The 20,482-nt window shown below is 71.1% G+C and carries 16 protein-coding genes and 1 pseudogene; 11 read left to right on the forward strand and 6 right to left on the reverse strand.

Annotation, left to right across the window (positions count from 1 at the left end; genetic code table 11):
- Nucleotides 1-35 precede the first annotated feature (35 nt).
- Nucleotides 36-3,017, reverse strand: coding sequence for an isoleucine--tRNA ligase (ileS, locus tag ASF18_RS11605; protein ID WP_056351745.1), 2,982 nt, complete (start codon nucleotides 3,015-3,017; stop codon nucleotides 36-38).
- 405 nt (nucleotides 3,018-3,422) lie between these two features.
- Here ileS and ASF18_RS11610 point away from each other — a divergent pair, with 405 nt between their 5' ends.
- Nucleotides 3,423-3,689, forward strand: coding sequence for a hypothetical protein (locus ASF18_RS11610; protein ID WP_056218320.1), 267 nt, complete (start codon nucleotides 3,423-3,425; stop codon nucleotides 3,687-3,689).
- On the opposite strand, the pseudogene ASF18_RS11615 reads toward ASF18_RS11610, so the two are convergent.
- Nucleotides 3,680-4,651: pseudogene (locus ASF18_RS11615) on the reverse strand (DMT family transporter). The gene ASF18_RS11610 and the pseudogene ASF18_RS11615 sit on opposite strands and share 10 nt — an antisense overlap.
- Before the next feature lie 252 nt (nucleotides 4,652-4,903).
- Between ASF18_RS11615 and ASF18_RS11620 the strand changes: the two are divergent.
- A complete protein-coding gene (locus ASF18_RS11620; RefSeq protein WP_056218327.1) occupies nucleotides 4,904-5,173 on the forward strand; it encodes a hypothetical protein in 270 nt (89 codons plus the stop codon).
- A 41-nt stretch (nucleotides 5,174-5,214) separates the two neighbouring features.
- On the opposite strand, the gene ASF18_RS11625 is transcribed toward ASF18_RS11620, so the two are convergent.
- Entirely contained in the window at nucleotides 5,215-5,751 is a 537-nt protein-coding gene (locus ASF18_RS11625; RefSeq protein WP_244472673.1) for a MarR family winged helix-turn-helix transcriptional regulator, read from the reverse strand.
- A 408-nt stretch (nucleotides 5,752-6,159) separates the two neighbouring features.
- On the opposite strand from ASF18_RS11625, the gene rfbF reads away from it, so the two are divergent.
- Genes rfbF through ASF18_RS11650 form a run of 5 tightly spaced genes read left to right on the forward strand, consistent with a single transcriptional unit; the run spans nucleotide 6,160 to nucleotide 10,746 of the window.
- Nucleotides 6,160-6,927 (forward strand): glucose-1-phosphate cytidylyltransferase, encoded by a 768-nt coding sequence (gene rfbF / locus ASF18_RS11630; protein ID WP_056218330.1) that lies wholly within the window; start codon nucleotides 6,160-6,162, stop codon nucleotides 6,925-6,927.
- 31 nt (nucleotides 6,928-6,958) lie between these two features.
- Complete coding sequence (rfbG, locus tag ASF18_RS11635; protein WP_244472674.1) at nucleotides 6,959-8,065, forward strand: CDP-glucose 4,6-dehydratase; 1,107 nt, start codon at nucleotides 6,959-6,961, stop codon at nucleotides 8,063-8,065.
- Complete coding sequence (locus tag ASF18_RS11640) at nucleotides 8,062-9,309, forward strand: class I SAM-dependent methyltransferase (protein ID WP_056351747.1); 1,248 nt, start codon at nucleotides 8,062-8,064, stop codon at nucleotides 9,307-9,309. Before rfbG ends, ASF18_RS11640 begins: the two co-directional genes overlap by 4 nt.
- 4 nt (nucleotides 9,310-9,313) lie before the next feature.
- A complete protein-coding gene (locus tag ASF18_RS11645) occupies nucleotides 9,314-9,844 on the forward strand; it encodes a dTDP-4-dehydrorhamnose 3,5-epimerase family protein (protein WP_056351751.1) in 531 nt (176 codons plus the stop codon).
- On the forward strand, nucleotides 9,841-10,746 hold the full coding sequence (locus ASF18_RS11650; protein ID WP_056351753.1) for an NAD(P)-dependent oxidoreductase: 906 nt from the start codon (nucleotides 9,841-9,843) through the stop codon (nucleotides 10,744-10,746). Before ASF18_RS11645 ends, ASF18_RS11650 begins: the two co-directional genes overlap by 4 nt.
- A gap of 12 nt (nucleotides 10,747-10,758) precedes the next feature.
- On the opposite strand, the gene ASF18_RS11655 is transcribed toward ASF18_RS11650, so the two are convergent.
- Together ASF18_RS11655 and ASF18_RS11660 are read right to left on the reverse strand one after the other, a co-directional pair.
- The gene (locus tag ASF18_RS11655) at nucleotides 10,759-11,145 is read right to left on the reverse strand and encodes a response regulator (protein WP_244472675.1); all 387 of its coding nucleotides are present in this window, start codon (nucleotides 11,143-11,145) and stop codon (nucleotides 10,759-10,761) included.
- 178 nt (nucleotides 11,146-11,323) lie between these two features.
- Nucleotides 11,324-12,589: an adenosylmethionine--8-amino-7-oxononanoate transaminase gene (locus tag ASF18_RS11660; RefSeq protein ID WP_056351756.1), complete on the reverse strand. Its 1,266-nt coding sequence runs from the start codon at nucleotides 12,587-12,589 to the stop codon at nucleotides 11,324-11,326.
- 229 nt (nucleotides 12,590-12,818) lie between these two features.
- Here ASF18_RS11660 and ASF18_RS11665 point away from each other — a divergent pair, with 229 nt between their 5' ends.
- The 3 genes from ASF18_RS11665 to ASF18_RS11675 all read left to right on the forward strand — a co-directional run bounded on the left by ASF18_RS11665 (nucleotide 12,819) and on the right by ASF18_RS11675 (nucleotide 17,329).
- Nucleotides 12,819-14,999 carry a TonB-dependent siderophore receptor gene (locus tag ASF18_RS11665; protein ID WP_056351759.1) on the forward strand — a complete coding sequence of 727 codons (2,181 nt, stop codon included), beginning with the start codon at nucleotides 12,819-12,821 and terminating at the stop codon, nucleotides 14,997-14,999.
- Entirely contained in the window at nucleotides 14,996-16,243 is a 1,248-nt protein-coding gene (locus ASF18_RS11670) for a PepSY-associated TM helix domain-containing protein (protein ID WP_244472676.1), read from the forward strand. Before ASF18_RS11665 ends, ASF18_RS11670 begins: the two co-directional genes overlap by 4 nt.
- Nucleotides 16,244-16,315: 72 nt before the next feature.
- A complete protein-coding gene (locus ASF18_RS11675) occupies nucleotides 16,316-17,329 on the forward strand; it encodes a bifunctional riboflavin kinase/FAD synthetase (protein WP_056351764.1) in 1,014 nt (337 codons plus the stop codon).
- A gap of 8 nt (nucleotides 17,330-17,337) precedes the next feature.
- On the opposite strand, the gene ASF18_RS11680 is transcribed toward ASF18_RS11675, so the two are convergent.
- Nucleotides 17,338-17,892, reverse strand: a complete 555-nt coding sequence (locus tag ASF18_RS11680; RefSeq protein ID WP_082487431.1) for a YcgN family cysteine cluster protein — start codon at nucleotides 17,890-17,892, stop codon at nucleotides 17,338-17,340.
- A 302-nt stretch (nucleotides 17,893-18,194) separates the two neighbouring features.
- Here ASF18_RS11680 and ASF18_RS11685 point away from each other — a divergent pair, with 302 nt between their 5' ends.
- Nucleotides 18,195-20,438: a PBP1A family penicillin-binding protein gene (locus ASF18_RS11685; protein ID WP_056218353.1), complete on the forward strand. Its 2,244-nt coding sequence runs from the start codon at nucleotides 18,195-18,197 to the stop codon at nucleotides 20,436-20,438.
- Nucleotides 20,439-20,482: the final 44 nt, after the last annotated feature.

Consider the following 20,482-nt stretch of genomic DNA (forward strand, 5'->3'; position numbering starts at 1 on the left):
CCCGGGATGGGGGACGGCGAGGGGCGGCATCCGCGTCACGCGGCGTTCGTGCCGGCATGCGCCGCATCCCACTCGCGCAGGGCGCGGGCATCGCGGGGCGTCACGTCGGGATAGTCCGGGTCGCTGCCGACCTCGGGCGCGACCCGCCAGGAGCGGGCGCATTTGCGGCCCTCGGCCAGGGCCGGCACCACGGCGACGCCCCGCACGTCGTCGAGGCGGAACGCTTCGGCCGGGCCCTCGCCCGCCGCGATGCGGAGGGCGGAGGTGATACAGACATCGGCGAAGTCGACGCCCTCCACCACCGTCCGCAGCTCCGCATCCGCGATATGGACGGTGGGGGCCGCCTCCAGGCTCGCCCCGATGCGCTTGGCCGTCCGCTCGATCTCCAGGGCGCCGGTGACGACCCGGCGCACGCGGCGGATCGCCTGCCAACGGGCCGCGAGGGCCTCGTCCCGCCAGGCGGCCGGCGTCTCCGGCAGCGTCTGCAGGTGGACGGAGCCGGCCTCGGACGGGTAGCGGTCGAGCCAGGCTTCCTCCGCCGTGAAGGCCAGAACGGGGGCGAGCCAGATCGTGACCCGGCGGAAGGTCTCGTCGATGACCTGGAGGGCGGCGCGGCGCACGGGCGAGGAGGCCGGGTCGCAGTAGAGCACGTCCTTGCGCACGTCGAAGTAGAAGGCCGAGAGGTCGCCGGTCATGAAGCCGTTGAGGAGCGCCACCACCCGCTTGGTGTCGAAGGCGGCGTAGGCCTCGCGGATCTCGCCGTCGAGCTCGGACAGCCGGTGACGGACCAGGCGCTCGAGCTCGGGCAGCTCGGCGTGGGCGATCTCGGTGCCGGGCTCGAAATGCGCCAGCGACCCGAGCATCCAGCGGACCGAGTTGCGCAGCTTGCGGTAGGTCTCCGCGAAGGTCTTGATGATCTCCGGGCCGATGCGCAGGTCGTCCGCGTAATCGGAGGCCGCCACCCACAGGCGCAGGATGTCGGCGCCGGAATCCTTGATGACGTTCTGTGGGGCGACGACGTTGCCCTTCGACTTCGACATCTTCAGGCCCTTCGGGTCGAGGACGAACCCGTGGGTCAGGACGATGTCGTAGGGGGCGCGACCGCGGGTGCCGGCGGATTCGAGCAGGGACGACTGGAACCAGCCGCGATGCTGGTCCGATCCTTCCAGGTACATCACCGTGTCGGCGCCGCCGTCGCGCTTGCGCTTGACGCCGGACAGGCCCGGGAACTGCTCGGGATCGTCGAGCACGAAGGCGTGGGTCGAGCCGGAATCGAACCAAACGTCGAGCACGTCCGTGACCTTTTCGTAGTCCGCCGGATCGTGGTCGGGGGCGAGGAAGCGGGCGCCGTCCGCATCGGTGAACCAGGCATCCGCGCCCTCCGCCTGGAAGGCCGCCGCGATGCGGGCATTCACCGCCGCGTCGCGAAGCACCTCGTGAGTGCCGCGCTTGACGAAAACCGTGATCGGGACGCCCCACGCGCGCTGGCGCGACACCACCCAGTCGGGCCGGTTGCCGACCATGCCGTTGATCCGGTTCTTGCCCTGTGGCGGTACCCACTGGGTCTCATCGATGGACCGCAGGGCGACATCGCGCAGGGTACTGCCGTCCAAGGATTCGACCGGCTTGTCCATCGCGATGAACCATTGCGGCGTATTGCGGAAGATGACCGGTTTCTTCGAGCGCCAGGAATGCGGGTAGCTGTGCTTGAGCGTGCCGCGCGCCACCAGGGTGCCGGCCTCCATCAGGGCGGCGATGACCGCCTTGTTGGCGTCGCCCTTCTCGCCCTTGTGGTTAAGAACGAGTTTTCCCGTGAAACCGGGGGCCTCCTCGGTGAGCGCCCCGTCGGCGTCCACCGTGTAGGGGATGCGGGTCTCGATGCCGCGCTGGGCGAGCGCCCGGCCGTTGGCCATCCAGACCTCGAAATCCTCGCGGCCATGGCCCGGCGCCGTGTGGACGAAGCCGGTGCCCGCCTCGTCGGTGACGTGCTCGCCCTCGAGGAGCGGTACGGCGAAGTCGTAGCCGGGCACGTGGCCGGCCAGCGGATGGCTCAGGGTCAGGGCGGCGAGTTCGTCCGGGGCGACGTCGCGCAGGCGCTCGAAGGCCTCGACCCGGGCGCTGGCGAAGACCGAGGCGGCCAGGGCATCGGCGAGGACGTAGCGATCGCCGACCTTCGCCCAGTTGTCGTCGGCCGCCGCCGTGACCCGGTAGAGACCGTAGGCGACCTTGCGCGAATAGGCGACGGCGCGGTTGCCCGGCATGGTCCAGGGCGTCGTGGTCCAGATCACCACCCGGGCCTCGGCGAGATCCGGGCCCGCGCCCGCGATGGGCCGGAACGCGGCGAAGATCGTGTCGCTGACGTGGTCCTCGTACTCGACCTCGGCCTCGGCCAGGGCGGTCTTCTCCACCACCGACCACATCACCGGCTTCGAGCCGCGATAGAGCTGGCCCGTCATGGCGAAGGTCATGAGCTCGCGGGCGATCGCGGCCTCGGCCGGGAACGACATGGTGACGTAGGGGTGGTCCCAGTCGCCGGTGACGCCGAGGCGCTTGAACTCCCCGCGCTGCACGTCGAGCCAATGGGCGGCGAAGGTCCGGCATTCCTGGCGGAACTCGATGACCGGCACGTCGTCCTTGTTGCGGCCCTTGGCGCGGTACTGCTCCTCGATCTTCCACTCGATGGGCAGGCCGTGGCAGTCCCAGCCCGGCACGTAGTTGGCGTCGTAGCCGAGGGTGCCCTGCGCGCGGACGATGACGTCCTTCAGGATCTTGTTCAGCGCCGTGCCGATGTGGATGTTGCCGTTGGCGTAGGGGGGGCCGTCATGCAGCACGAATTTCGGCCGGCCGGCGGCCTGCGCGCGGATCTGCCCGTAGAGGTCGGTGGCGGCCCAGCGCTCCAGCAGCAGGGGCTCGCGCACCGGCAGGCCGGCCCGCATCGGGAAGTCGGTCTGGGGCAGGAACAGGGTCTTCGAGTAGTCGCGGGCGGGGGCCGCAGCGGGAGAGGTCTGGTCGCTCATGGGCTGTCTGTGAGGTCTTCGGCGCGGATCGGCGTTGAGGCGGTCGGTGGGCAGGACTGCCCCCGGGGCCGGCGGACTGGAGGCGAGGCGTCGCCCTCCCGGCCTTCGCATCGGACCGCCGCGGCGGCCCTCAGGCGCAGGCCGGGCTCATAATTCGAGGCCGGGGGGCGCTCGGCACGCCGCGCCGCCCGCGTGGATCACCATCAACGCACATTCGGCGGCTTCTAGCAGCGGTACAGGCGCGAGACCAGCGAGCTTTCCGACGCCGGCATGCCGGACCAACTTTCGTGGGGACCTTCTTTCAAGCTCGGCCGTTGTCCCTCACGCGTTCGGGCGCCGTCCGGCTTCGGCCGGGGACCAGATCCGAGGGGTGACCGAGACGCGGCGTCATTGGGAGACACGACCATGAGAAAAGCTCTGCTCGCCGCCAGCCTCGTCCTGTCCGCCTTCGCCCTGTCGGGCGCGGCCGAAGCGCAGGGCCTGCCGGGCGGCATCCGCCGTGGCGCGGCCGAGGGCGACCGGGTCGCCGGTCCGGTGGGCGGCATCGTCGGCGGCGCCGTCGGCGGCGCGGTGGGAACCGTGAACGGGGCGCTCGGCATCGATCCGGGCCGTCGCGCCTACCGCACCCGCATGAAGTCCCGCCGCCACTCCCATCACCGCCGTCACCGCTGAGGCGATGCGGGATCCCGCGGGGCGCACGCGCCGTCCGGCCGGCGCCGCCCCCGGGAGTCCAAGGCCTTGGACTCCTGGGCCAGGAGATAGAGCCCGGACCCGATCACGATGGATGCGCCGATCAGCGTCCATCGGTTCGGCACGTCGCCGAAGATCAGGTAGCCCAGCATCAACGACCAGAGCAACTGGGTGTAGATGAAGGGGGCCAGCACGTTGGCCGGCGCCCGGGCATGGGCCAGGACCAGCAGCCAATGCCCGAGGGTGCCGAACAGCCCGACCCCGATCAGCAGCGCCCAGGTGCTCCACGCCGTCGGCGTGGTCCAGATCCAGGGCAGGAGCGGGCTCATCAGCGCGAGTCCGGCCAGTCCCGAATAGAACACCGTCGTGGCCGTCGAATCGACGCTCGCGAGCTTGCGCGTGGTCAGCACGTAGAACGCGTAGCACAGCATGTTGCCGATGCTCAGGAGCACGGCGGGCTGGAAGGCGCCGACGCCCGGACGCACGATGACGAGGACGCCGAGGAAGCCGATCGCCACCGCCACCAGGCGGCGCGGCGACGACCATTCGCCCAGCACCGGCCCCGCGAGCAGCGCCACCATCAGGGGCGTCGCGAACTGGATCGACAGGGTCTCGGCGAGCTGGAGCTGGCGCAGGGCCAGGAAGTTGAGGGCCGTCGACCCGAACAGCAGCAGCGAGCGCAGGACCTAGAGCGCGAGCCGGTTCGTCCGCGCCACCCCGGGCGTCCGGACCGGATTGAGGACCACCAGCACCAGCGCGACGTTCACCGCGTAGCGCATGAAGGTCGAGAGCAGCGGATCGACGCCCAGGCCCGCCAGGGTCTTGGCCGAGGCGTCGAGGCAGGCGAAGAACGCCAGCGTGCCGCACATCAGCGCGATGCCGGCCAGGCGCCGGTTCGTGGGCGCGCCGCCCTCTGGTGGTGACCTCAACGACGTGATCCCGATCCGCGACGGCGTTTCGCCTGGTATGAACGGCGCGACCGGGGAGCTTTAAAGCAGACGCGGGGGAGCGCACACCTGCGTGGGGATCGGGTTCGCCACGGCGTTGAAGCATCGCTGGCCGACACGGCACCGCCCGGTTCGGAACCGGATGGCGACCGTCGGTTGCGGCCGCGCCGGCGAGTCGCGTCGCCTGCACCAATTCTTATCGATGTCCGTCCATCCTCGCGGCCGAACGTCTTTGGCGGAGGGCCATCCATGACGCGGACCATACCGTTGCTGGCCACGTTTGGGCTGGTCTGCCTGATGGTTCTCCCCGCTCCGGGAATCCTGGGCCTCATGATCGGCCTCGGCTGCGCGATCACCATCGTGATCTGCGCGGCGGTCTGGTTGTTCGACCGGGCCGCCACCCGCCTGGCCCTCGTCCTGGAGCGGACCGGCGAGCGCCTGTTCCGGCGCCGGCGGGCCGTGCATGCGGGCTCCGGCATGATGCGCAAGGCGAAGGCCCCGAAGGCCGGACCGCTCTAGGAGGCGGGTGCGGGGGACGCCAGGTCCGGAGGCCGCCGGCGCTACAGCGCGCCCGGGACGGCCAGGCCGTCCGCCTCGTCCTCGTCCATCTCGGAATCGCCCTCGACCTCGTGGCCGGTGACGCCCGAGACCTCCGCGAGGTTGCGGGCGGCCTTGCGCAGGAGCTTGCGCAGGCGGCGCTTCTCCTTGCCGTCGAACCCGTCGAGGAGCTCGGCCTCGACCTCGTCCCACAGCCGCTCGATGGCGGCGGCCTTGGCGAGGCCCGTCTCGGTGAGGCGCACGCGGACGATGCGGCCGTCGCCGGCCTCGGCGCGGCGCTCGACGAATCCCAGGGCCGCCAGCCGCGAGATGGTCTTGGAGGCGGTCGGCGGACGCACCCGCAGGGTCGCGGCGAGGTCGCCCATCGTCATGGTCCCGGCCGCGGCGAGCGCCTGGACCACCTGTTCCTGTCCGGCGAAGAGGTCGAGGCTGGCTAGCCGGTCGCCCACGCGGGAGCGGTGCAGGCGCGCGGCCTGGACCAGGGCCCAGCCCACGCTCTTCGCGCCCGGGGGCCGCAGGCGCTTGTCGGACTTGCTCATGCTCCGCTCGCCATCCCTGTCACCGCTCGCCCCGGGGAGCGACGCCATCACCGCGCGGGTCAGGTCCCCGTGGGGTTCGACCCTCCCGCGCTCGTCAGCCGCCCGCATCGCTCGCGCCCTTCAGCTCTCATACCCCGCGAACGATGGGCCCGCGCCGGTCAATCCGGGCACATCCACCGCCAACCGGGAACGTCCCTCCGTCCCGGGGCATGACCGGGCCGTATGAAGCTGCGATGACAGCGCCCCGCCCGGGAGCCCGAGCGGGCGGGAAAAGTCGGCTAAACGGCCCGTCCGTCCCCGCGCCTGGACGAAGGGCAACCCCTCGATTAAGCGTTGCGCGACGGGGCGCACGCGCCCGCAGCGCGGCCGTTCCCGCACCAGGACCTTCCGAAGACCGCTCAGGAATCCATGAAGGCAGTCATCCTCGCAGGCGGTCTCGGCACGCGCCTCTCGGAGGAGACGGTGATCCGCCCCAAGCCCATGCTGGAGATCGGCGGCCGGCCGATCCTCTGGCACATCATGCAGATCTTCGCCGCCCACGGGGTGCGCGAATTCGTGATCTGCCTCGGCTACAAGGGCTACGTCATCAAGGAGTTCTTCCTGAACTACCGGCTGCACCTGTCCGACGTGACCGTGGACATCGGGCGCGGCCACGTGGACTTCCACCGCAGCACCGCCGAGGACTGGCGCGTCTCGCTGATCGAGACCGGCGAGACCACGATGACGGGCGGGCGCCTGAAGCGGGTGCGGGACTATCTGGGCGACGACGACTTCTTCATGACCTACGGCGACGGCGTCGCCGACGTGGACCTGACGGCCCTGGCGGCCTTTCACCGGGCCCACGGCAAGCTCGCCACCCTCACGGCGGTGACGCCGCCGGGCCGCTTCGGGGCGCTGGAGCTGGAGGACGGCACGGTGCGGCGCTTCCGGGAGAAGCCCGCCGGGGACGGGGCGACGATCAACGGCGGCTTCTTCGTGCTCTCGCCGCGGGTGCTCGACCGGATCGCGGGCGACGCCACCGTCTGGGAGGCGGAGCCCCTGGAGGGCCTCGCCGCCGACGGGCAGCTCGCGGCCTACGTCCATGCGGGCTTCTGGCAGGCCATGGACACCCTGCGCGACAAGAACCACCTCGAAGCCCTGTGGGCGGGGGACGCGCCGCCCTGGAAGTGCTGGTAGTCTGGCGCCCCACCGGAGATCGTTTCAGAGCGTGCAGCCCTCGCCCTTCCCCCTGCCGCGCACGCGCGACCCGAATCCCGATCCCGCCTTCTGGGCCGGGCGACGGGTGCTCGTCACGGGCCATACCGGCTTCAAGGGCGGCTGGCTCTGCCTGTGGCTGGAACGCCTGGGCGCCCGGGTGAGCGGGCTGGCGCTGGCCCCCGAGACCACCCCGAGCCTGTTCGCCACGGCCGGCATCGGCCGCGGCCTCGACTCGCACCTCGCCGACATCCGCGACGCGGCGGCAGTCCGGGCGTGCCTGGCCGCCACCGCCCCCGAGATCGTCATCCACATGGCCGCCCAGGCCCTGGTGCGCGCCGCCTACCGCGATCCGCTGGCCACCTACGCCACCAACGTGATGGGCACCGCCCACGTGCTGGAGGCGGTGCGGGCGACGCCCTCCGTCCGGGCCGTGGTGGTGGTGACGAGCGACAAGGCCTACGCGAACCGTGAATGGGCCTGGGGCTACCGCGAGACGGAGGCGCTGGGCGGCCACGACCCCTACAGCAGTTCGAAGGGCTGCACCGAGCTGGTGGCGGCGGCCTACCGGGCCTCGTTCCTCAGGGAACGGGATTGCCGGGTCGCCACCGCCCGGGCGGGCAACGTCATCGGCGGCGGCGACTGGTCGGAGGACCGCCTCGTGCCCGACATCGTCCGCGCCTTCGCGCGGGGCGAGTCGGTGGAGATCCGCGCGCCCCACGCGACGCGGCCCTGGCAGCACGTGCTCGAGCCCCTGAGCGGCTATCTCCGCCTCGCCGAATGCCTGTCGGGGGCGGACGGGCCGCGCTACGCCGAGGCCTGGAACTTCGGCCCGGCCGACGAGGATTGCCGGCCGGTGGCCCATCTCGTCGACGAACTCGCCCAGGCCTGGGGCTCCGAGGCCCTGTGGCACCTGTCGGCGGCGATCCATCCGCACGAGGCGACCTTCCTCAAGGTCGATTCGGCCAAGGCCCGCGCCCATCTCGGCTGGGACCGGCGCCTGCGCCTCGACGCGGCGCTCGCCTGGACCGCGGCCTGGCACCGGGCGCAGGCCGGCGGGGCGTGCGCCCGCGACCTGACCCTGGCGCAGATCGGCGCCTACGAGGCGCTCGCCGCATGACGACTCCGACCCCGACCCCGACCCGAAGCTGCCGCGCCTGCGGGGCGCCCCTGCACCGGAGCGTGGCCGATCTCGGCCTGTCGCCCCTGGCCAACGCCTACGTGCCGGTCGAGCGCGCCGGCCGGGGGGAGATGGTCCATCCCCTCCACGCCTTCGTCTGCGAGGCCTGCTGGCTGGTGCAGCTCGAGGCCTTCGAGACGCCGGAGGCGATCTTCTCGGACTACGCCTATTTCTCCGGCTTCTCGGCCGGCTGGCTCGCCCATGCGGAGGCCTACGTCGCGGCCATGCAGGCCCGCTTCGGTCTCGGGCCGGACAGCAAGGTCGTGGAGGTGGCGAGCAACGACGGCTACCTGCTGCGCGCCGTCGTGGCCCGCGGCATCCCGGCCCTCGGCGTCGAACCGGCCGCCAACGTGGCCGCGGTGGCGCGCGAGCGCGGCATCCCCACCGAAGTGGCGTTCTTCGGGGCGGAGACCGCCCGGCGCCTGTGGGCGGAGGGCCACGCCGCCGACCTGATGGCGGCCAACAACGTGCTGGCCCACGTGCCCGACATCCACGACTTCGTGGAGGGCTTCCGAATTCTCCTGAAGCCCGAGGGCGTCGCCACCTTCGAGTTCCCACATCTCCTGCGCATGATCGCGGAGCGCCAGTTCGACACCATCTACCACGAACACTTCTCCTACCTCTCCCTCGGGGTCGTCTCGGGGATCCTGGAGGCGCACGGCCTGCGGGTCTTCGACGTGGAGGCATGGCCGACCCATGGCGGCTCCCTCCGGGTCTTCGCCTGCCACGCGGCGGCCGCGCACCCGCAGGGTCCCGCCGTGGACCGGGTGCGCGCGGAGGAGCGCGCCGGCGGCCTGTTCGATGCGGGCGGCTACGCCGCCTTCGCGGAGGACGTGGTGCGCATCAAGTGCGCCACCCTCGCCTTCCTGGCGGACCTGCGGCTGACGGGAAAGACCGTCTGCGCCTACGGGGCGGCGGCCAAGGGCAACACCTTCCTCAATTACTGCGGCATCGGCCCCGAGTTGGTGCGGGCCGTGGCGGACCGCTCGCCGCACAAGCAGGGCACCCTCCTGCCGGGCAGCCGCATCCCGGTGGTCTCCCCGGAGTCCCTGCTGGCGCAGCGGCCGGACTACGTCCTGATCCTGCCCTGGAACCTGACGGACGAGATCGCCGGCGAGATGGCCGCCATCCGGGACTGGGGCGGGCGCTTCGTCACGGCGATCCCACGGCTCTCGGTGTTCTGAGCCCATGCGCTTCGAGGCCCTGCCGCTCGCCGGCGCGTACCGGGTCGTCCCGGACCCCCAGGCCGACGCGCGCGGCTTCTTCGCCCGCACCGCCTGCGCGGAGGACTTCGCCGCGCGGGGCCTCATCGGCGCCTTCGCGCAGTCCAGCATCTCCTACAATGCCCGGCGCGGCACCGTGCGGGGCCTGCACTTCGCCGCGGAGCCCCACGCGGAAACCAAGCTCGTGCGCTGCACGGCCGGCGCGATCCACGACGTCCTCGTCGACCTGCGGCCGGATTCGGCCACCTACCTCCAGGCCTACGGGACCGAACTCAGCGCCGGGAACCGCCACGCCCTCTACATTCCCGTGGGCTTCGGCCACGGCTTCCAGGCGCTCAGCGACGACGCGGAAGTGCTCTACATGATCGACCGCCCCTACGTGGCCGGCAGCGCCCAGGGCCTGCGCTGGAACGATCCGAGCCTCGACGTCGCCTGGCCGGAGCCCGTCACGGTGATCGCCGCGCGCGATCTCGCCTACCCCGACTGGGTGCGGTGAGGGAGCGCGTCCTCGTCACGGGGGCGGCCGGCTTCGTCGGCCGCCACGCCGTGCCGGCCCTGCGGGCGCGCGGATTCGAGGTTCACGGCGTCGGTCGCAGCCCCTCGGCGGAGGCGACCTGGCACGCGGCCGACCTGCTCGTGCCCGCGGAACGGCACGCGCTGATCGCGAAGATCCGGCCGAGCCACCTCCTCCACCTCGCCTGGGATGCGGAGCCCGGCCGCTACTGGACCTCGGCGCGCAACCTCGACTGGGTCGCGGCCACCCTGGATCTCGCCCAGGCCTTCGCGGCGGCGGGGGGCCGCCGGTTCGTCGGGGCCGGCACCTGCGCCGAGTACGAATGGGGCGCGGCCCGCTTCGAGGAGGCGACGACGCCCTGCCGGCCCGCGACGCTCTACGGCGCCGCCAAGGACGGCACGCGGCGCATCCTGGAGGCCTATGCCGCCACGCAGACGCTCAGCGTCGCCTGGGGGCGGCTGTTCTATCTCTACGGCCCCGGCGAGCGCCGCGGGCGGCTCGTGTCGGACGCGATCCGGGCCCTGACGGCCGGCACGGCGTTCCCGACCTCGCACGGGCACCAGCGCCGCGACTTCCTGCACGTCGCGGATGCCGCCGCGGCCCTGGCCGCCCTGGTGGCGGGGGACGTGCCCGGGCCGGTGAACATCGGCTCCGGGGCGGCGATCCCGGTGCGCGCGCTCCTCGAAGGGCTCGCCGCCCGGATCGGGGGCGCCGAGCACCTGGATTTCGGGGCCCGTCCCTTGAGCCCGACGGAGCCGCCGGTCATCGAGGCCGGGACCCGCATCCTGACGGAGACCGTGGGGTTCCGGCCGCGCTTCGACGTAGCGCGGGGGCTCGACGACACCGTCGCGTGGTGGCGGGCCCGGGGGAAGGCTCCGGGCTGACCGCTCAGACCCTCAGCAGGGCAGCAGGCCCTTGAGCTGGGACAGGATGTCCTCGCCGGTGCAGGGCCGGGCGATGAACTTGGCGCCCTTCGGCATCCGTTCGGGATCGGGGGCCGCGCGCCCCGAGACGATGACGATCGGCAATTGCGGCCGGGCCTCGGACACCGCGGTGGCAAGCTCGAAGCCGTTGGTCTTGCCGGACAATTCGACGTCCGTGATCAGGCCGCTGATGTCGGGGCGGTCCTGGATGATGCCGAGCGCCCGTTCGGCCGAGGCGCATTGCACGGTCTCGTAGCCGCCATTCTCGAGAACGTCGCCGAGGTCCATGATCGTCAGGGCCTCGTCCTCCACCAGCAGGATCACCGGCCGGTCGTCGTTCGCCTTCGCCTCGTCCACCACGATGCACCCTCCAGCCTGTCTGGCCGCGGGCCCCGCCCGGGACCGGGATCCTCGCGTGAAGCCCGGGGGCCCGCACGGCGCGATCCGGGACACCGGAGATCCTGGACATGGGGCCAGCGCAACGTCATCCCAACGAGCGACGGGGGCGTGGGTTGCACCGGACGCAGGGTCCTCGCCGTCAGGAGGCGACCGCCGGCACCACCGTCCGCATGGCGTCGAGAAGCTCGGCCAGATCCTGCGGCGGGACGGTGAGGGCCGGCGTCAGGTAGACGATGTCGCCGAAGGGGCGGACCCAGGTGCCCCGCGCCAGGAAGCGGCGCTTCAAATCGGCCAGATCGGGGGGCCGGCGGAACTGCACCACCCCGATCGCCCCCAGGACCCGGATGTCGGCGACGTGCGGCAGCCCGCGAAGGGGTTCGAGCCCGTCCGCCAGGGCCCCCGCGAGGGCCGCGACCTGATCGAGGCGCGGTTCGCGGTCGAACAGGTCGAGGCTGGCATTGGCCGCCGCGCAGGCGAGCGGGTTGGCCATGAAGGTCGGCCCGTGCATGAGGGCGGCGGCGGGATCGTCGGCGAGGAAGCTCTCGAACACGGCCCCCGTGGCCACCGTGGCGGCCAGCGCCATCGTGCCCCCGGTGAGGGCCTTCGACAGGCACAGGATGTCCGGCACGATGCCGGCCTGCGTGCAGGCGAACAGGGTGCCGGTGCGCCCGAACCCGGTGAAGATCTCGTCGGCGATGAGCGGCAGCCCGTGGCGCCGCGCGAGCCGCGCGACGGTCGCCAGCACCTCGGGGGGGTGCATGCGCATGCCGCCGGCCCCCTGGACCAGGGGCTCGACGATCACCGCCGCCAGGGTCTCGCGCGCGGCCGCCAGGGTCGCGTCGAGGGCGGCGACCTGCGCCGCCGTCCGGGGCAGGTCGCAGAAGACCTGGGTCGGCAGGTAGGCGCCGAAGCGCCGGTGCATGCCCTCGTCGGGGTCGCAGACCGACATCGCCCCGAGGGTGTCGCCGTGATAGCCCTCGCGGAAGGCCAGGATGCGGGTGCGCCCGACCACCCCCCTGTTGATCCACATCTGCACCGCCATCTTCAGGGCGACCTCCACGGCCACCGAGCCGGAATCGGTGAAGAAGACGTGGTCGAGGTCGCCGGGCAGCAGGGCCGCGAGGCGTGCCGCCAGCCGCTCCGCCGGGGCGTGGGTGAGCCCCCCGAACATCACGTGCGGCATCGTCTCGAGCTGCGCGGCCACGGCCGCCCGGATGTGGGGATGGTTGTAGCCATGGGCCGCCGTCCACCAGGAAGCGATGCCGTCGATCAGCTCGCGCCCGTCGGCGAGGACGATGCGCGACCCGTGCGTGCGCACGGCTTCCAGCGGCGGGGCCGCCCCCTGCATCTGCGTGTAGGGGCGCCAGAGATGATGCCGTCCGGGGGATTCGCGCGGGCTCGTCATGATCGGACAGGGATGTGAGCGCGGGACCGCCGGGTCAAGCAGGCCCTTCGCTGCCGATCGCCCCCGCGACGGGACTGAACACATGAGCCTTCTTCTTATGATCGACCATGTATATCCTGTCTAAGCTATGCATGTTCATTCCTTTTAGCGGTTCTAATCTTTAAACGACATCTTGCAAATGATGTTGCAGCGCACTACGGCGAAGCTTCTGCTTCGTCCGAGAACCGATATGCCGCGCGCCGCCCGAACCTCCCGCCATCCGTCCCGGCACCGCCGGTTGGCCGGGGGCGCCCTCTGGCTGCTGTCCGCCGGTGCGAGTTCGGCGCAGGAGGCGCCGTCCACCGTCACCCTCGAGGAACTCAGCGTCGCCGGCCTCGGCAACGGACTCGCGACCGTCGGCTACCAGCCCAAACGCTCGACCTTCGGGGCGGGGTCCGACACCGCCCTCCTCGACACGCCGGCCAACATCGCCGTGGTCTCCGCCGCGGTGCTGCGCGACCAGCGCGTGATCTCCCTCGACGAGGCCCTGCGCAACGTCAGCGGCATCGCCCAGACCAACAGCGTCGGCGGCACGCAGGAGGCCGTGGTCCGGCGCGGCTTCGGCACCTTCCGCGACGACTCGATCCTGCGGGATGGCCGGCGCACCGTGCTGCAGCAGAACTTCAGCTACGCCATCGAGCGGGTGGAGGTGCTCAAGGGCCCGGCCTCGCTCCTCTACGGCATCACCGACCCGGGCGGGCTGATCAACCTCGTCTCGAAGCGGCCGGACTTCACGCAGCACGGCTCCCTCAACCTCACGGGGACGAGCTTCGACGGCGGCTTGGTCCAGGGCGACCTCACCGGCCCCATCGCGGGCACCAACCTCGCCTACCGGATGGTGGCCGACATCCAGAGCTACGCCTACTGGCGCAACTTCGGCCATCTCAGCCGCCAGGTCGTGGCCCCCTCCCTCACCTGGAAGGGCGACGACACCACCGTGACGGTGGGGTATGAATTCGGGCACTACCGCGTGCCCTACGACCGCGGCACGATCTTCGATCCCACCACCGGGCGGCCCCTGCGGGTACCGCGCGACCGGCGCTTCGACGAGCGCTCGAGCCAGCACGAGGCCACCAGCCATCTCGCCACCCTCGATGTCGACCACCGCTTCGACAACGCCTGGACGTTGCATTTCGGCTACACCTACTCCCATCTCGGCTACGACGAGGACCAGATCCGGCCGGTCACCTATCTTCCGGCCAGAGGCCTCCTCACCCGCCGGGCCGACGGCACCCGCAACGCGGACTTCAATGCGCATGTCGCCCGCCTCGACCTGACCGGCAGCTTCGACACCGCCGGTCTGCGCCACGACCTCCTGGCCGGCGTCACTTACGAGAACATCGATTACGGCCGGCCCGACATCATCCGGGGTCCGAACCGGGCGGGGTTCGACCCGTTCCGGCCGGTCTACGGCACCCTCGCGGCGGTGCCGGTGATCTCGCCCGCCGACAGCAACCTGCGCGAACGCTTAGTGAATACCAGCGTGTATTTGCAGGACTCCCTGCACCTCAGCGACCAGTGGATTCTGGTCGCCGGGGTCAGCACGCAGATCTTCGACCAATTCGGCGCCAAGGGGACGCCGGCGGTGGCCTACACCGACATCGACGGGGTGCGCGTCCTGCCGCGGGTCGGCCTCGTCTACAAGCTCGCCCCCACCCTCTCGCTCTACGGGAGCTATTCGCAGTCCTTCAAACCCAACACCTCGCTGGCCAACATCGTCGGCGCCCTGCCGCCCGAGGAGGGAGACTCCATCGAAGTCGGGGTGAAGGCGGACCTCGCCGCCGGGCTGACCGTGACGGGGGCGATGTTCGACATCGACAAGGCGAACGTGCTGGTGACGCAGGTCAACGGCCAGGGCCTCACCGTGGCGACCACCGCCGGCAAGGTGCGCTCGCGCGGGTTCGAGCTCGACGTCGCCGGCCAGATCCTGCCCGACTGGGCGGTGATCGCAAGCTACGGTTTCACCCAGGCGGAGGTGACCCAGGACCCGGTGCTGGTGGGCAAGCAGCTCCTCAACACCCCGCGGGTCACCGCCTCGGCCTTCCTCACGCATCAGTTCGGTGCCATCGCCGAGGCAACGGAGTTCGGCGCGACGCGGCTGGGCGCCGGCTTCCTGGAAGCCGGTTTCGGGGCGCGCTACGTCGGCGCCCGGCCGGGGGACGCCGCCAACAGCTTCGCCCTGCCCGACCACGTCGTCTGCGACGCGTTCCTCGCCTACAGCACCGAGGTGAACGGCTTGGCGACCACGCTCCAGCTCAACCTCAAGAACCTGTTCGACCGCACCTATTATCCCTCGTCGGGGGGCAGCAACCTGCTGGTGGCGGTGGGCGAGCCCTTCCAGGCCCTGGTGACCGCGCGGGTGGCGTGGTGAGGCACCTGCGCGCCGTCCTGTTCCAGCTGCACTGGCTGCTGGGGCTGGGGGCCGGGCTGATCCTGACCGTGGCGGGCGTCACCGGTGCGCTCCTCAGCTACGAGGACGCCATCGGCGAGGCCTTCGACGCGGACCTGATCCGGGTCGCCCGCCGGGCGGAGGATCCGCTCGCGCCGGATGCCCTCCTGGCCCGCTTCCATGCCCAGCGCTCCGACCCGGTGGCGAACCTGACGCTCTCGGCCGAGGCTGCCACCGCCGCGATGGTCCGGCTCGGGCGCGATCCCGCCACCGGCCTGCGGCCGCCCTCCCTCTATCTCGACCCCTATGACGGCACGGTGCGCGGCTCGGCCCGGACGGAGGAGGCCTTCGCGACCATCCGGCGCCTGCATCGCTGGCTGCTCCTGCCCGGCGACGGCAAGGGCTGGGGCCGGCCCCTGACCGGCGCGAGCGTCCTCGCGCTCCTCGTCCTCCTCTGCACCGGTCTCTACCTGCGCTGGCCGAAGGTGATGTCGCTGCGGATCTGGCTGAAGCCCCATCTCCGGCAATGGGGCCGGCCGACCTACTGGTCGCTGCACGCGGTGGCCGGCACCTGGGTGCTGCCGGTCTACCTCGTCATCGCCCTGAGCGGGCTGTGGTGGTCCTTCGACGGCTATCGCGAGGTCGTCACCACCCTCCTCACCCGGGGCGAGACCATCACCCGGATGGCCGATGGCAAGCCGCCGGCGACGAAGGCGAACGGGCTGCCCGCCGGCCGGAGGGACTCTGCAACGAATGGCGAGGCTGCAGGCGGGGGCAGTCGCAAGGAGGTGGGGTTGGGCAGCGCGGGGGCGCCGTCCCTCGACGCGGCCTGGGCGGCCTTCCGTACCGCACAGGACGGGCAGTTCCTCCGTGCCACCCTGCTCCTGCCCGCCGGCCCCGCCGGGCTCGTGCGCATCCGCTCCGAGAACCGGAACGGCTGGCGCGACGACATACGGATCGAGGCGACCAGCGGGCGCATCCTCATGCGCGAGATCGGCGGCGAGCGTCCGCTCGGCGCCCGCATCGCCGGCAACATGCTCGACGTGCACAGCGGGCGCATCTTCGGACTCCTCGGGCCACCGATCTTCCTCGTCGCAGCCCTGCTGATGCCGCTCTTCCTAGTTACGGGCGTGCTGCTCTACGTCGGGCGACGGGCGGCGAAGGCGCGGCGCGCGCAGGCGGGAGCGGGCCGTACCGCGACCTCCGCGCTCAGCCCGCGCGCTTGACCCCCAGACCGGTTTTCGACAGGTTCCGCCGCCACAGCACCCGTCCCCGACCGCTGCAACTCCTGAGATCCGATGTCGCCTGGCGACGAATCCGCCGTCCCGCCCGCCGCATCCGCGCACGAGCGACGCTTCACGATCTGCCGCGAGGACGAGCCGGTGCCGCCCGTGATCGCCGGAGCCATCGCGGCGATCGGCAATTTCGACGGGGTGCATCTCGGTCATCGGACCCTGATCGCCGCCGTGCGCGAGACCGCGCAGGCGGCCGGCCGCCCGGCGGTCGTCCTCACCTTCGAGCCGCATCCGCGCGCCTATTTCGCGCCACATCTCCCCATGTTCCGTCTCACCGACGCGGAAGCCAAGGAGGTCGTCTTCGCCCATCTCGGCCTCGACGGACTCATCGTGCGCCGCTTCGACGCAACCCTGGCGGGAACCGGCGCGCGCGACTTCGTCGAGGGGCTGCTGGTGCGCGACCTCGGGGTGGCGGGCGTCGTCATCGGCCACGATTTCCATTTCGGCCGGGGCCGCGAGGGCACGCCGATGGTCCTCGCCGATCTCTGCACGCAGGCGGGCCTGAGTTGCCGGATCATCCCCCCTGTCGCCCTGAGCACGGGGGCGGAGCCGGTCTCGTCGAGCGCGATCCGGGCTGCCCTCACCGAGGGTGCGGTGACGCGGGCCAACGCGCTCCTTGGCTACCGTTGGTTCGTCTCCGGCGAGGTCCGCCACGGCGACAAGCGTGGACGTACCCTCGGCTATCCCACCGCCAACGTGGCGCTGCCCGCCTGCAACCTCGCCCACGGCATCTACGCGGTGCGAGCGCGCCTGCCCGACGGTCGGGTGAAAAACGGGGTCGCCAGCTACGGCCGGCGCCCGACCTTCGACGACGGCGCCCCGCTCCTCGAGGTCAACCTGTTCGATTTCTCCGGCGACCTTTATGGCCAGACGATCGCGGTGGAGTTCCTGGACTATCTCCGCGGCGAGGTCCGCTTCGACGGAGCGGAGGCCCTGATCGCCCAGATGCATCGCGACGCGGCCGAGGCCCGCCGGATCATCGCCGAGAATGCCGTCCCCTCAATGCTCGACGCCTGAGGCCACGCCTATTCTGCGTCGTCCTCGGTCTCCGGCGTGCGATTGGGCCAGGTCACGATCCGATCGAGGAGTTCGTCGGCTGTGAACTCCTCCTCGTTGCCGGAGACGCGGCCGCGCACGGAGATGCCGGCCTCGTGCACGCTGGCGGCGCGGCCCGAGACCAGCGGATGCCAGGCGTAGAGATCGTGGCCCTCGCGGATCAGTCGATAGGCGCAGGTCGGTGGCAGCCACGGGATCGTGCGCACCGCCTCGGGCGTCAGGCGCACGCAATCGGGCACGCGCTTCTGGCGCCGCGCATAGTCGCGGCAGCGGCAGCCATGGCCGTCGAGGAGGGTGCAGCCGACATCGGTGTGATAGACTTCCGCCGTATCCTCGTCCTCGAGCTTGAGGAGGCAGCAGCGGCCGCATCCGTCGCACAGGCTCTCCCACTCGGCCGGCGACATCGCCTCCAGGCTCTTCGTCCGCCAGAACGGCTCCACGGTCGGAGCGGTCTGGGGATCGGAACGGATGGTTTCGGGGAAGGCCTGCGGCGTCGGGGAACGCGCGGCCGAGCGGTCCCGCATGGGGAACACCTTGGGCTGGGAGCGGCGAGGATCCGGATGATCTGCCCCTGTGCCGCAACGCGGCCCCGGGAGCAAGCGTTGCCGGCGCACGGCATGACGCCGCGCCGTGTTCGGAGGCGCCGCGCCACCGCGCCGCCCCATTCCGGCATCAAGGTTAAGAACAGGTTATGGCCTGCGGCGGCGGGACGCTTGCCCTTGTCGGGCGTTCCCATGAACGAAGCCTCGCGGCCGGGCGCGGGTGTTGGTAGGATCGCGCGGACCGGCGTCGTGCCGGAACCGGGTGCGGAAGGACTGGAACTCAGGTGCGCCTGCCCAAAGCGACCTCCCTCACGACACGGATCAAGCACGCCGCCCTCGCCTTCGACGCCTGGGTGAACGCGAGCCTGTACGACGGCGGCCGCACGGCGGGAGAGACCTACGAGCGCTTCCAGGAGCGCATGAACGTCTTCTCGGTACGAGGCTGGAAACGCTTCGCCCTCGACCTGACCAGCGAGGGGGTGACCCTCGGTACGGGTGGCGCGGTCCTGATGCTTGCCCTGGCGCAGCCGGCCTTCAACCTGACCAGCGACAACTGGCTCAAGGCCCAGGACCTCGCCGTGACGTTCCTCGACCGCTACGGCACCGAGGTCGGACGGCGCGGCATCAAGCACGACGACTCGCTGAGGCTCGACGATTTTCCCGACATCATGATCAAGGCTCTGGTCTCCACCGAGGACCGGCGCTTCTACGAGCATTGGGGCATCGACCCCATCGGCACCGCCCGCGCGCTGGTGTCGAACTCGCGCGGCGGCGGCAACACCCAGGGCGGTTCGTCGATCACGCAGCAGCTCGCCAAGAACCTGTTCCTCACGAACGAGCGCTCCCTTGAGCGCAAGATCAACGAGGCCTTCCTGGCGCTCTGGCTGGAGAGCCACCTCTCCAAGAACGAGATTCTGAAGCTCTACCTCGACCGGGCCTACATGGGCGGCGGCACTTTCGGCGCCGTGGCGGCGGCGGATTATTATTTCGGCAAGCCGCTGAAGGACATCTCCCTGGCCGAGGCCGCGATGCTCGCCGGCCTGTTCAAAGCGCCGACCAAGTACGCCCCCCACGTGAACCTGCCGGCGGCCCGTGCCCGCGCCGGCGACGTGTTGCACAACATGGTCGAGGCCGGCTTCCTCACCGAGGGCCAGATCCAGACCGCCCTGCGCAACCCCGCAACACCGGTGACTCGGACCCGCGACATCACGGCGGACTACTATCTCGACTGGGCCTTCGGCGAGATCAAGCAGATGGCCGATGCGGGCCGCTTCCGCAGCGACCGCGTCCTCACCGTGAAGACGCCCCTCGACCTGACCATCCAGCGCCGGGCCGACGAGGTGGTGCAGAATACCCTGCGCCGATTCGGCGACCAGTACGAGGTTGACGAGGCCGCCATGGTGATCCTCGATCCGGACGGGGCCCTTCGGGCGATGGTCGGTGGTGCCGATTATGGCGAGAGCCAGTTCAACCGCGCCACCGACGCCCTTCGCCAGCCCGGCTCGTCGTTCAAGCCCTATGTCTACGCCGCCGGCCTCGCCTCGGGCCTGTATCGGCCGGACACGCGCGTCGTCGATCGGCCCGTCTGCATCGGCAACTGGTGCCCGCAGAACTACGGGCGCTCGTTCTCGGGCGCCACGACGCTCACTGTCGCGGTGGCGAAATCCATCAACACCATCCCGATTCAAGTCTCGATCGCCCTGGGCAAGGCGATGGGCATCTCCCATGAAGCCAGGGCCGCCGCCGCCGGGCGCAAGAAGATCATCGAGACCGCCCACGCCATGGGCATCACCACGCAGCTGACCGATTCCGTCTCCCTGCCGATCGGCTCGGCGGAGGTGAACGTCATCGACCAGGCCGCCGGCTACGCGGTGTTCGCCAATGGCGGGCGCAGGGCCAAGCCCTACGCGGCCATGGAGGTCCGCAACTCGTCCGGTGATGTGATCTACCGCCATGCCGACGAGCCGATGCCGCAGGTGCTGTCGACCCAGGTGGTCGCCGACATGAACTACATGCTGACCAAGGTGGTCGAGGAAGGCACCGGCAAGCGCGCGGCCCTGGAAGGCATCAAGGTCGCGGGCAAATCCGGCACCACGAATGCTTACCGGGACGCTTGGTTCGTCGGCTATACGGGCAATTACGTCGGCGCTGTCTGGTTCGGCAACGACGATCACACCTCCACCAACAAAATGACGGGCGGCTCGCTGCCGGCCATGACTTGGCATGACGTGATGGAAGTCGCGCATCAGGGTATCGAGCTCAAACCCATGCCTGGCCTGAAGGATCCGGGCCGTGCAGTGGCGCAGTCGGGGCAGAGTGCGGCCCCCGTGAACGCGGCGGCGAGCGCGGCCGGCAAACTTTCCCGGCGTTCCTTCGAGGTCATCGGCAGCATGAACGGCCTGTTCCGCCAGGTGGAGAAGACCTCCCTGAAGGCATCCGAGAAAACCTCCGCCCTCGAGCCCCTGAACGCCCCCGGCCCGGTGGCGGACGGGGTTCGCGCCGTCGGCGGCCGCGTCGGCACACCGTAGCCGGCGATCATGCGCATGACATTCGCCGAGACGGTGGCGCGGTT

The sequence above is a fragment of the Methylobacterium sp. Leaf89 genome (assembly GCF_001422215.1).
Taxonomy (GTDB): Bacteria; Pseudomonadota; Alphaproteobacteria; order Rhizobiales; family Beijerinckiaceae; genus Methylobacterium.